The sequence below is a fragment of the Pseudoalteromonas sp. 3J6 genome (assembly GCF_903995135.1).
GTDB lineage: Bacteria > Pseudomonadota > Gammaproteobacteria > Enterobacterales > Alteromonadaceae > Pseudoalteromonas.
On sequence record NZ_LR877185.1, the window covers coordinates 3,824,228 to 3,836,394 of the forward strand.

Annotated in this window: 13 protein-coding genes and 1 riboswitch; of the genes, 4 read left to right on the forward strand and 9 right to left on the reverse strand. The window is 40.1% G+C overall.

Going from position 1 to position 12,167, the window contains the following annotated elements:
• Positions 1 to 9 precede the first annotated feature (9 nt).
• A complete protein-coding gene (locus P3J6_RS17505; protein ID WP_198523661.1) occupies positions 10 to 708 on the reverse strand; it encodes a tRNA1(Val) (adenine(37)-N6)-methyltransferase in 699 nt (232 codons plus the stop codon).
• 76 nt (positions 709 to 784) lie between these two features.
• Here P3J6_RS17505 and srmB point away from each other — a divergent pair, with 76 nt between their 5' ends.
• Positions 785 to 2,011 (forward strand): ATP-dependent RNA helicase SrmB, encoded by a 1,227-nt coding sequence (gene srmB / locus P3J6_RS17510; RefSeq protein WP_010391528.1) that lies wholly within the window; start codon positions 785 to 787, stop codon positions 2,009 to 2,011.
• A gap of 239 nt (positions 2,012 to 2,250) precedes the next feature.
• Entirely contained in the window at positions 2,251 to 2,571 is a 321-nt protein-coding gene (locus P3J6_RS17515; RefSeq protein WP_138606629.1) for a BON domain-containing protein, read from the forward strand.
• Positions 2,572 to 3,012: 441 nt separating this feature from the next.
• Here the strand turns inward: P3J6_RS17515 and P3J6_RS17520 are convergent, their stop codons facing one another.
• Positions 3,013 to 3,972 (reverse strand): mechanosensitive ion channel family protein, encoded by a 960-nt coding sequence (locus P3J6_RS17520; RefSeq protein WP_138606631.1) that lies wholly within the window; start codon positions 3,970 to 3,972, stop codon positions 3,013 to 3,015.
• Positions 3,973 to 4,078: 106 nt separating this feature from the next.
• Positions 4,079 to 4,858, reverse strand: coding sequence for a peroxide stress protein YaaA (yaaA, locus tag P3J6_RS17525; protein WP_198523662.1), 780 nt, complete (start codon positions 4,856 to 4,858; stop codon positions 4,079 to 4,081).
• Positions 4,859 to 5,076: 218 nt separating this feature from the next.
• Between yaaA and tal the strand changes: the two genes are divergently transcribed.
• Together tal and P3J6_RS17535 are read left to right on the forward strand one after the other, a co-directional pair.
• Positions 5,077 to 6,027, forward strand: a complete 951-nt coding sequence (gene tal / locus P3J6_RS17530; protein WP_008110647.1) for a transaldolase — start codon at positions 5,077 to 5,079, stop codon at positions 6,025 to 6,027.
• A 226-nt stretch (positions 6,028 to 6,253) separates the two neighbouring features.
• The gene (locus tag P3J6_RS17535) at positions 6,254 to 6,442 is read left to right on the forward strand and encodes a DUF3545 family protein (protein ID WP_008110646.1); all 189 of its coding nucleotides are present in this window, start codon (positions 6,254 to 6,256) and stop codon (positions 6,440 to 6,442) included.
• 59 nt (positions 6,443 to 6,501) lie between these two features.
• Here the strand turns inward: P3J6_RS17535 and ung are convergent, their stop codons facing one another.
• Genes ung through P3J6_RS17565 form a run of 6 tightly spaced genes read right to left on the reverse strand, consistent with a single transcriptional unit; the run spans position 6,502 to position 11,906 of the window.
• On the reverse strand, positions 6,502 to 7,164 hold the full coding sequence (ung, locus tag P3J6_RS17540; protein WP_198523663.1) for a uracil-DNA glycosylase: 663 nt from the start codon (positions 7,162 to 7,164) through the stop codon (positions 6,502 to 6,504).
• Positions 7,161 to 8,009, reverse strand: a complete 849-nt coding sequence (locus P3J6_RS17545) for a cobalamin-binding protein (RefSeq protein ID WP_198523664.1) — start codon at positions 8,007 to 8,009, stop codon at positions 7,161 to 7,163. Before P3J6_RS17545 ends, ung begins: the two co-directional genes overlap by 4 nt.
• Complete coding sequence (gene cobO, locus P3J6_RS17550; protein WP_010391538.1) at positions 8,009 to 8,608, reverse strand: cob(I)yrinic acid a,c-diamide adenosyltransferase; 600 nt, start codon at positions 8,606 to 8,608, stop codon at positions 8,009 to 8,011. Before cobO ends, P3J6_RS17545 begins: the two co-directional genes overlap by 1 nt.
• Positions 8,601 to 10,082 carry a cobyric acid synthase gene (locus P3J6_RS17555; RefSeq protein ID WP_198523665.1) on the reverse strand — a complete coding sequence of 494 codons (1,482 nt, stop codon included), beginning with the start codon at positions 10,080 to 10,082 and terminating at the stop codon, positions 8,601 to 8,603. The genes cobO and P3J6_RS17555 overlap by 8 nt, the downstream gene beginning before the upstream one ends.
• Complete coding sequence (locus P3J6_RS17560) at positions 10,082 to 11,092, reverse strand: FecCD family ABC transporter permease (protein ID WP_010391540.1); 1,011 nt, start codon at positions 11,090 to 11,092, stop codon at positions 10,082 to 10,084. Before P3J6_RS17560 ends, P3J6_RS17555 begins: the two co-directional genes overlap by 1 nt.
• A gap of 1 nt (position 11,093) precedes the next feature.
• Positions 11,094 to 11,906 carry an ABC transporter ATP-binding protein gene (locus P3J6_RS17565; RefSeq protein WP_016900548.1) on the reverse strand — a complete coding sequence of 271 codons (813 nt, stop codon included), beginning with the start codon at positions 11,904 to 11,906 and terminating at the stop codon, positions 11,094 to 11,096.
• An 83-nt stretch (positions 11,907 to 11,989) separates the two neighbouring features.
• Positions 11,990 to 12,127: riboswitch (cobalamin riboswitch) on the reverse strand.
• Between the last annotated feature and the right edge of the window lie 40 nt (positions 12,128 to 12,167).

The following is a 12,167-nucleotide window of genomic DNA, read 5'->3' on the forward strand; positions in this document are numbered from 1 at the left end:
ATTTATAGCTTACATCTTTAAATAAAATGCTTTGCAAAGCCCAACATAATCAGCTGTGTAGGTGTTGTTTTCTTCTTTTATGCAAAGCACTGTTTGTTGTAATTCTGTTTTGATTGAGCTAAAGCGCATTAAGCTGCGACTGAACACTTTACTCGGTGTAGTTTTTACTTTGCAATGCGCGTTTAAATACAGCCCTTGTTGCTGCGCCAAGGTTATAAATAACTGTGCCTCTTTGCTGGGTAAAATTAAATTAAAGTGTGCCTGTTTATGCGTTAAGCGTTTAAACGCAGCAATCAGTTCTGCAAAGCTTAAACCATCGGTATGGCGAGCGGCATTGCGTGCTTCATTATCACTTTTTAAACTGTGATTAAAATAAGGTGGATTAGATATAACACAATCAAATTTAGTCTCAGCCGCAAACTGCTGTACACACTGGTGATAAATACTAATGTCTGGCCAAGGGCTTTGCTGGCAATTTTGTACAGCTTGCTGGTAGGCGGCCTTATCAACCTCAACCGCACTCACCTTTAAATCTGGCGCTCGCTGTTTACACATTAACGCCAACAACCCCGTGCCTGTGCCAATATCTAATAACGAACTAGCATCGCTTAAATCAGCCCATGCCCCGAGTAAAATACCATCGGTAGAGACCTTCATGGCGCACTGGTCGTGCTCAACCTTAAATTGTTTAAATGCAAAACCAGACATTTTTTCACCTTTTCATTCACCAAGTAGATTTAAGTGCGTATAATTAACGGCAATTGTCCCCTATTTTTGACACTCTATGCAATTTTCTGAATTTGATCTTGATAATAAGCTACTCAATGCTATTAATAAAATGGGTTTTGAAACCCCTACTAGCATTCAACAACAAGCCATTCCTGAGGCGTTGCAAGGGCGTGATATTTTAGCGTCTGCACCGACAGGTACGGGTAAAACGGCGGCATTCTTAATTCCAGCAATTCAATATTTAATGGATTTCCCGCGTCGTGATCCGGGCTTTGCACGGGTATTAATTATGACCCCAACTCGCGAGCTTGCTTATCAAATTCATGAACAATGTGAGTTACTTGCAAAACAAACCCACTTAAAAATTGGGGTGGTTACCGGCGGTATTAATTACGGTACACACAAAGAAATTTTTGAAAATAATAACGACATTTTAATCGCCACACCTGGGCGTTTAATGGAGTATTTGGAAACTGAAAACTTCCACGCAGAAAACGTAGAAATGCTCATTCTTGATGAAGCCGACCGCATGCTCGACATGGGCTTTCGTAAAGAAATGCTGCGTATTTGTGATGAAGCTAAAAACCGTCGTCAGTGCTTTTTATTCTCAGCTACTCTTGAAGGTGACAGCGTAGAATTATTTGCAGAGCGTATTTTAAACGACCCGGCTCTACTTGAAGCCGAATCATCACGCAAAGAAAAAGCTAAAATACATCAATGGGTTCATTTAGCTGACGATTACCATCACAAGCTTGAGCTATTAGTTAACACCTTAAACGGCCCTGATGTTAGTAAAGCGATTGTGTTTGTAAAAACTCGTGAGCGCCTTGAAACCCTTATTGGTGAACTAACCAATAACGGCGTTAAAGCTGCGTGGCTACGTGGTGAAATGCCACAAGATAAACGCATGAAAGCGATGGAAAATTTCCACAGTGGCAAAACCCGCATTTTAGTCGCGACCGATGTAGCCGCGCGTGGTATTGATGTAGCTGATATAAGCCACGTAATTAACTTTGATATGCCTCGCACTGCAGATGTTTACGTACACCGTATTGGCCGTACAGGTCGCGCGGGTAAAAAAGGCATAGCAATTTCACTAATTGAAGCACACGATATTGGCATCCTTTACAAAGTAGAACGTTACATAGAGCAGAAGCTAAAACGCCGTGTATTTAAAGGATTAGAGCCAAAACATAAAGAAGCTAAGCCACCAGTTAAAAAGCGTAAAGATCCAGTAAAAATGAAAGCGAAGAAAAAAGCCAAAGCTAAGAAGAAAAAATAGCTCTAGCTTGAATATATTTGATTGAGCCGACGTTTGTCGGCTTTTTTGTGGCTTAAAAACAGTGAGTAAGCAATTCAGAGTAATATGTAAAAACTACTTAGCTGAATAACCACTTAATAAAATACCCAATTATTTCAAACAGTTAAATTTGGAATGAAACTTGTAACCCTAGTCAATATATGAGTATTAAAACGCCAAATAACGGCGATAATTTTTCAAAACACACTAAGGATATAGTTATGAGTCGCATTAAATTTACTATCGGTTTTATTTCGTTTTGTTGTTTATTTTTATTAGTCTCTGCTTTTAAAGTTAGTGCAGCAACGCATTTAGCGATAGTGAGTAGTGTGGCCACACAAGCTACTTTACAGCAATCTATTACTCATGAATTACGTACTAACCCAAACCTAGAATTAAAAAATTTAAACGTACAGGTTGAAAATGGCGACGTTGAACTCAAAGGCAAAGCTAATAGCGGTTTTGAACGTGCTCTTGCTCAAAAGTTTTTAGAAAATATGGATGGGGTTAAAGTCATTCGTAACAAAATTAGTGTTATTTAATACACCTCCTTCTTAACTTATTCTTCAGCGCTGCTTGTTGCTCCAACACAAGCGGCGCTTTTTATGGCCTGCAAGATATAATTTAATGCAGAACATACTCCCGAGCCAGTATAAATAGCTTGATTAAAAGCCTTTTAGTTTACGCGCCAATCGCGACGCTCATTGCAGCTACTTATACCATTGAATCCTTTACTCAAAGACACTTCTATATAGGGCTTGCATCAAGCTTGAGAACATATTCGATTAATTAAATAATCTATTTTGAAATGAGAAACCTTATCGATATAGTTTTCTAATTGAGACGCTTTTAACTTAGTTAACGCAAGGCTTTAGTTACTTCCGAACATCAATTAATTATAATAAAAAGCGCGTTTTTACTTTGTAAAAACGCGCTGATAGTCAGTAAGTTTTTCCTACCGCTTTACCCTTGTAAATTTAAAATTAATTGCTTTCCTGGCTTGTATCAGTGTTGCTATCAGCCTCTTTACTAGTTGACTGCTGACTTATTTTATCGCTTATCATGGCATCGAGTTTTTCACCGCCTTTAATACCGAAATCCAACGTACGAATAGGAAACGGAATACTTATATCAGCAGCATCGAGTGCTTGCTTTACTGCCACAACACCTTTGTGACGCACCGTCATAAAATCGGGCTCACCAGGGTATTTAATCCAAAACCATACCAATAAGTTTATACTGCTATCACCAAAGCCTTCTGCGTACACCGCGGTCTCATCTTTGCGGATCACAAAGTCGAATTGATTAATTTTTTCGACAATAACTTCACTGGCTTTTTCTATATCGTCAGCGTAAGAAATACCTACTGGTACTTCTATTCTTCTGACCCCTAAAGTGCTGTAATTACGCAGTACATTTCTAAATAGTATTTTATTAGGAACCAGTATCAACTGCCCGTAAAAGCTCTCTATTAGTGTGTTACGTAAATTTATTGAATGCACTGAACCAAATACGTTATCGGTCTCGATAACATCACCCGCTTTGAACGGTTTACGAATACCCATAGCAATACCCGCAATTAGGTTTTCGGTCATATCTTGAAAAGCAAAACCAATGGCGAGACCAACAATACCTGCACCCGCAAGTAGTGACGTAACGGTACTTTTTAAACCCATAAAATCAAGGGCAATAAAGACTCCTACACTCAAAACAATGACTTTAAAAATGGAGGCCATTAAGTCGGCAATTTGAGTAGAATCGAGGGAACGACGCAATACTTTTTTCATTCCTTTGCCTGCAAGGCGGGCAATAAATGAAAATATAATCGCAATAATCACCGCGACTATAAAGTTAGGGATATGACTTATAACAACATCAAACCAACCGCCGAGCTTCTCTTCTATGAGTTTTTCGGCTTCTGTAATTGAGGGAATTGAGAGCATTTGTTTTTATACCTTAGTTTGGGTTAATAACCTAAGGTCTGCAAAAATAGCGCCAAAATAAAAAGCCATGCAATGCATGGCTTTTTAAACATTTTAAAAAAGTGTGTTAGCTTTGCTCTTCGCGCAAAAATACCGGTTCAAGTTCTTTAGTGGTTGCTTCTGAGCTAAAGTAATAACCGGCCACGGTAAACTCTTTAAGCTGACTTAATTGCGTGACTTGGTTTTCGATAAGGTAACGCGCCATCATGCCGCGCGCTTTTTTAGCGTAAAAGCTAATCACTTTATATTGGCCGTTTTTACAGTCTTTAAAATGTGGCGTAATAATTTGTGCGTTAAGCGTATTTTTATCTACCGCTTTAAAGTATTCGTTAGACGCTAAATTAACTAAATATTGTGCATGTTGTGCCGCTAAAACGTCGTTAAGTTTATTAGCAATAATACTGCCCCAAAACTCATATAGGTTTTTACCACGGCTGTTTTCAAGCTTTGTACCCATTTCTAGACGGTAGGCTTGCATTAAATCAAGTGGTTTTAATAATCCGTATAAACCCGAGAGTATACGTAAATGCTCTTGAGCATAATCAAGTTGCTTAGCCGTTAGGGTGTCGGCATCTAAACCGCCATATACATCGCCGTTAAAGGCAAGCACCGCTTGTTTAGCATTACTCGTAGTAAACGGTTGCGCCCACTCACTAAAACGTGCTGCATTAAGGCCCGCGAGCTTATCGCTAATTTTCATTAAACTACCAATCTGCGCAGGAGTTAGTTCACGGCATACTTTCATGAGCGCTTCGCTGTGCTCAAGTAATTCAGGTTGAGTGAACTTATCTGTTGCGGGTGGCGTGTCGTAATCAAGATTCTTTGCTGGTGAAATAACAGTGATCATAGTTAGCTATTGACTTGTAAATTATTTAATGTCAATTTCAACATTAAATGAGACGAAAAGCACGTTTTGTTTAAAATTATCCTACCTAAAACTCAACCGTTACCGTTTTTTCATTGATAAGGACATAAGACCTATCAAGCATTGTCACACTGTTGCAGTATAGCTATATTAAGGTAGTTTAGATTTTCTTTTAACTTGCTTGGAATGAGGAAAAGCAAATGACTAGCGCTCTACAAAGGCTTAAACAACACTCTTCTATCGTGGCCGACACGGGCGATATAGAAGCCATAAAAAAACATCAACCTGAAGATGCGACTACCAATCCATCGCTGCTTTTAAAAGCGAGCGAGATTGAAGCTTACAAACCTTATCTAGATAAAGCATGGCAATACGCTAAAGAAACCGAGCAACAGCCTGCAAAACAACTAGAGCTGGCTTGTGACTATTTTGCAGTATTACTCGGTAAAGAAATTAGCGAAATTGTTCCGGGTTATATTTCTACTGAAGTTGATGCACGTTTATCATTTGATACCCAAGCAACAATTAATAAAGCACATACTTTACTAAGCCTTTACGAGAAAGAAGGTGTAAGCAAAGACAAGATTTTAATTAAAGTAGCCTCTACTTGGGAAGGCATTAAAGCCGCAGAACAGTTAGAAAAAGAAGGCACTAAATGTAACTTAACGCTTTTATTTAGTGATGCTCAAGCTCGTGCCTGTGCTGATGCAAACGTATTTTTAATTTCGCCATTTGTTGGCAGAATTTTAGATTGGCACGTAGCAAACGGTATGGAAAAACCAACCGACCCGCTACAAGATCCTGGCGTACAATCGGTGCGTAGTATTTTTGAGTTTTACAAACGTCACGATTACAAAACGGTTGTTATGGGCGCAAGCTTTCGTAACACCGGTGAAATTATTGCCCTTACAGGCTGCGATAAGCTAACAATTAGTCCTAATCTTTTAGAAGAGCTAGGTAATTTAGAAGACGCACAAGAGTACTTACTAGAGAGCGACATTGCTAAAGAGCCAAAACCAGAGCCACTTAGTGAAGCACAGTTCCGTTGGTTACATAACCAAGATGCTATGGCCACTGAGAAACTAGCTGAAGGTATTCGCTCATTTGCAGATGCGCAAGAGCAACTAGAGGCACGCTTTAAAGCGATGTAACTAACAGCTGTTTAATGAGTTAAGAAACGTCGCTTTTAGCGGCGTTTTTTTATGTCTGCGATTTACTTTAAATACTCGACTTGTTCCTATTTACGTTCTTTTTGTATTGATCTTCATCAAAACACCACCCATTAGTAACAGTTTCGTCACATTTATATTCTATTTTATTAATAGCTGTGGTATAGATAATGCCGAGGTTCAAAAAGTGGTCAATAGGAGATAATCAATGGATAGCCTAAACGAAATAATAGAAATATTAGAAGGTTCTGATACATCGAAAAAAACCTCTCAAAAAAATAAAAAAAGAAAATGGCGCGAAATAGAAGCAATAAAAGATAAGCAACGTTTGCGCAAAGAACTACAGGAGCTCGACTATTTTGCTGATAGTATTGCTATTGATGAATTAGAGTTTTAATCAACAACAGCATCTAAAAAGGCTTTCATTTATGAAAGCCTTTTTTAATACCAATTACCCTATACTTGCCAATTAATGGGCTGTGCTCCTTGCGCTATTAACAGTTCATTGGTTTTTGAAAAGTGCTGACAGCCAAAAAAGCCGCGATGCGCTGAAAGCGGTGAAGGGTGCGGCCCAGACAATACATGATGGCGCTGGCGATCAATGCTTTTACCTTTTTTTTGTGCATGTGCGCCCCACAAAATAAACACCACTCCTTGGCAATGCTCATTTATATGAGTAATTACGTTATCGGTAAATTGCTCCCAACCTAAATGTTTATGGGAATGGGCTTGCCCTTGCTCTACTGTTAGTACGGTATTAAGCAAAAACACACCTTGATCTGCCCAGCTTTGTAAATAGCCATGCTCCGGTGTAATAAAACCATTAATGTCAGTCACTAACTCTTTATAAATATTTTTAAGTGAAGGCGGGAGCTTTTTAACTTCAGGCAATACAGAAAAACACAAGCCATGCGCTTGCCCTTCTCCATGGTAAGGGTCTTGACCTAATATAACCACTTTAATGTCACTAAGTGGAGTTGCATCAAACGCGTTAAACACCTGCGGTTCTGGTGGAAACACAGCAATACCGTTTGATCGTTTATTCGCAACATATTCAAGGGTTTGCTGCATATATTCTTGGCTAAGTTCGTGATTTAAAAAAGATGACCAGTTGCTCATGATTGACTCTTAATAAGTTTTCTAGATATCTCAACTTTGTCACACATTTGTGCTAACCCATCAAGCATTCTAGGGGAAAAACGATGTAATAAATCCGCGTTAACGCTAATAAATTGCTCATATTTAACCGCCGGAATTTCAGGCCATTGCTGCCAATTAACTGTAGGTATTACCCGTTTTGATTTTTCATCAGGAATAATAATAACTTGTGGCTTAGTCACTATCACGTTTTCAATGCTGATTTGTGGGTAATCTGTGTCGCTGTCGGCAAATACATTGGTTACTTGGCAGGTTTCGATTAACTGATTTATCCAGGTATTTTTTGATACCGTCATCATAGGCTCTGGCCACAGCTGATAAAACCCAGTAAGCATGGTTTTATTATGCTGCGCGGCTTTAATTGCGTTGAGCTTAACTGTAAATGCCTCAGCTACTTTTTTACTTTGCTCAATATGACCGGTTAATTGACCTAATTTTAGTATTTCCTTAGCTACGCCTTCAATAGAGCGTGGATTACTTAAATGCAATTCAATCCCTAGTCGCTTAATTTGTGCTAAATCTTCTGCCTGATTACCGCTTTTCCACGCAATGACCATGTCAGGCTTGAGCATGAGTAACTTTTCGATAGAAATGCCATTATAGCCGCCGATACGCTCAATTTTAGTCGCCTCTTGTGGGTAATCTGCGTAATCCAGCGTGCCCACTATTAGATCACCCGCCCCAATGGCATATAAATTTTCGACTATGTGTGGTGCCAAAGCCACAATACGAAGCGGCTTGTCGGCTAAGGCTTGAGGTACATAAACAGCAAACAATAACAGCCCAACAACAATACGTTTTAACATTAATAATCAAAGCCTTTTAGTGCTTTTACGCCCGACTCAAACGCATGCTTTACATTACGCACTTCACTTACAGTATCGGCCAGCTCAATTAAGGTACGGTGCGCAGCACGGCCAGTAATAATTACCGATTGCATTGCAGGTCGGTTGTTAATTGCAGCAACCACTTCCTCAAGGTCGATATAGCCATAGGTCACCATATAGGTGAGCTCATCGAGTAATACCACATCGATACTGCTATCACTTAGCATCCGCTTTGACTCTTGCCATGTTGCTTGTGCTGCCGCAGTATCGGCCTCTTTATTTTGCGTATCCCATGTAAAACCTGTGTTCATAACAGCAAATTCAACTCCAGCTCCTTGTAGTAAATTACGCTCACCACATTCCCATGTACCTTTAATGAACTGACATACCGCGGCCTTTTTACCATGGCCAACACAGCGTGCAACCACACCAAAACCAGAGGTTGATTTACCTTTGCCATTACCAGTAATAACCTGAAAAATGCCTTTTTCTTGCTGTGCCGCTGCTACTCGAGCATCAACTTGTTCTTTTACTTTTTGCTGGCGCTGTTGGTGCTTGTCGTTTGTTGATTCAGTCATTGTTATGTCCTTGGTAAATTTTAATAATTTGTTCAATGTTTAAATGTGTTTGGCACATTTCAGCGAGGCGTTCTAGCTGGCGCTCGCGATGCTCATTGATGCTGATACCACTAATTTCACTGTCTGGTTTTAGCCACTTTAATAGCAGCTCTGTAGCGGCTGCGTTGTCAAATAAGCCATGTAAATAAGTACCAGCAATAGCATTATCATCACTAATAAAACCATCAGTTTCAAAGCCATTTGGGTGTTTATTAAAGTGAATAAGTGGTTTATTGAGCGCTTGACCTTTACTGATCCCAGCATGTATTTCGTAACCCTGACAAGCAACCTGCTGCTGGTTTAAACTAATAGTGGCGTTTACTTGGCTTAGCACTTTTTGTTCACCTAATGTGGTATCAAAATCACTAAGTGCTAACCCAGCCATTTGCCCTAATGATGATTCCACCGCATTGGGGTCGCTAATAGTATTACCTAACATTTGCATACCGCCGCAAATACCCAGTACTTTGCCACCATAACGTAAGTGGCGTTTAATTTGCTGATCCCAGCCTTCATTTTTTAAAAATACCAAATCACTAAGTACATTTTTACTGCCAGGCATAATGATTAAGTCAACGGATGGAATCGCTTGAGTATGACGCACATAGGTTATATTTATATTTGGGTGCAATCGCAGTGCATCAAAATCAGTGTGGTTACTAATATGAGGCACCAGCAGTACCGCAATATTAATGCTGGCTTCGGTCACATTATTATCTATGGCAACGGCATCTTCGGCATCAAGAGCTAAATCGTGTAGGTAGGGTAACACCCCTAACACAGGTTTACCTGTGTACTCTTCAAGCCAATCTAACCCGCCTTGTAATAAGCTAATGTCACCACGAAAACGATTAATAACAAAGCCTTTTACCCGTGCTTGCTCTGACTCGCTTAATAGCGCCAAAGTTCCTACTAGGTGAGCAAACACACCCCCTTTATCAATATCTGCAATAATAATTACCGGGCAATCGACCTTTTCGGCGTAGCCCATATTGGCGATATCGTTTGCGCGTAAGTTAATTTCAGCTGGGCTACCAGCCCCTTCAACCAACAATAAGTCAAAGCGTTTAGCTAAACGATTATGCGAGGTTAATACCGCTTTCATAGCCACTTTTTTATAGTCATGGTAAGAGTCGGCTTCCATATTGCTGATAGCCCTACCATGAATAATAACTTGCGCGCCAGTATCACTATTGGGTTTAAGTAATATCGGGTTAAAGTCTATTTCAGGTGCTACTTTTGCTGCAACGGCTTGTAATGCTTGTGCTCTACCAATTTCACCGCCATCATGCGTTACGGCACTATTGAGCGCCATATTTTGCGGTTTAAACGGCGCAACATTAACACCTTGATTAGCAAACACTCTGCAAAGTGCTGCAACCAAGGTACTTTTACCCGCATCTGAGGTAGTGCCTTGTACCATTAGTGTTTTCATTATTGAACCACCAGCTGACGCTTACGAAAATACAATATACTTAAAAAGAATAGACTGCCGATAGCCGCCGTGATCACCCCAATTGGCAGCTCTTGGTTGCTTAATAGTGAACGAGCAAGCACATCGACCCACACCATAAATATTCCTCCAACTAATCCGGTCATTAATAATCCAACGCGGCTACCTTGAGAGATAAAAAAGCGCACTATGTGTGGCACCATCAAGCCAACAAAACCAATACCACCACAGTTGGCAACTAACACGGCCGTGATCAACGAGCTTAAAATAAGCATTAAAATTCTAAAACGATGTACTCTTACGCCAAGCGTTGTCGCACTTTCATCGCCTAACAACATGGCATTAAGCTGGCGCCTAAAACCCAACATGATTATTGTACAGACTATAATGACTAAGACAGGTAACAGCAGCGACTGCCACTGTGCTTTAGCAAAACTACCTAAAGTCCAAAATAAAATAGCCGCGACTGCTTGTGGATCGCTCCAATAAAGTAACAAACTAGTAAAAGCACTAAATAAAAATGATAAGGCTACCCCCGCCAATAACATCGATTCAACTTGGGCATTACGCTGGCTGCCAGCAATTAAAATTAATAATCCCATCGCCACTAAACTACCGGTTAATGCCGCCCCAGATAGCGCAATACCCGCCCCTGCTCCCACAAAAGACATTAGTATAACCACACCTAATGAAGCGCCGGACGAAATACCAAATAAATAAGGATCTGCTAAGGGGTTACGGGTGACTGTTTGTAGTATTAAACCTGCAATCGCTAAGCCACTCCCGGCTAAAAAAGCCAGCAAAGTACGTGGCATTCTTAATTCAATAATAATACGACTGGTAAATGAAGCCTCGTTTGAAAAGGTTAAGCTTTGATATACATCTGCGAGCGACGTGGGTGCCGCACCAAAACTTAGTGCAATAAATAAACTTAATAGTGCGCATAGTAGCGCAGCGATTAATGCAACGGTATGGTTAGAAAAAACCGTCATATTATTGGTATCCATAATAATAAGTAATATGTGGAATAGCCTCACCCGAAGCAGCTACTTGAGGGTGAGTGCTCACTTGTGCACAAACGCCAAACACCTCATCCAACATCTGCTCAGTGACCACTTTATTTGGCTTACCTGCATCAACAACTTTTCCATTTTTAATAACCACTAATTCATCACACATAGCAGCAGCTAAATTTAAGTCATGAAATGACGCAAACACGGTAATTCCTAGAGATTTAGCAAGCTCCATAAGTTGAATTTGATATTTCACATCAAGGTGACTAGTTGGTTCATCCATAATAAGAAGTTGCGGTTGCTGCACAATAGCGCGGGCAATAAAAGCACGTTGCTTTTCACCGCCAGATAGCGAATCAAATAATTGAGTACTATGAGATTCAAGCCCCACATGGCTAATAGCCTGAGCTATTTTTTGTTTATCTGCTTGGGTGGTCGAACTGAATAACGTTTTATGTGGCGTAAGCCCTAGAGCCACAACATCGAATAACGAGAGGTTAAATTGCGACGGTGTTTCTTGGAGCACAACGGCGACTTGCTTTGCGTAGTCTTCGCTTTTTAGTTGCCAAATATCGGTGTTATTAAATTTAACCTCTCCCGCTGACGGCTGATTAAATCGATACAAGCACCGCAGTAAACTCGATTTTCCCGCACCATTAGGACCAATTAAGCCAACAAACTTGCCACGCTCAATACTCAAATTAATATGCTCAAGGATTAAGGTGTTACCCACTCGCCAAGAGACATTATTAACGGTTAGAAGTGCAGTTTTTTTAGCGGTTTGAGTGTGCAAAAAATTATCCTAGGCAGGGAAAACTCACACTCAGTACCACAAGTACCACAAGTACCAAAAAGAAAATGAGTTAACCCGCTCGTTATATGAAGTTTTAAGGCACTTGTATCTGACTTACAGTAAAACTGATTACAGTTACGGGTATAGTTGAGGAGTTTCACCTCATTCCAAATGCTTGGCTATTATGCGCAGATAAGTAAATAATTTAAAGCAAAAAAAACCGCACTCAGCTGAGTGCGGTTAAAAGGGAGTGTTTTAACT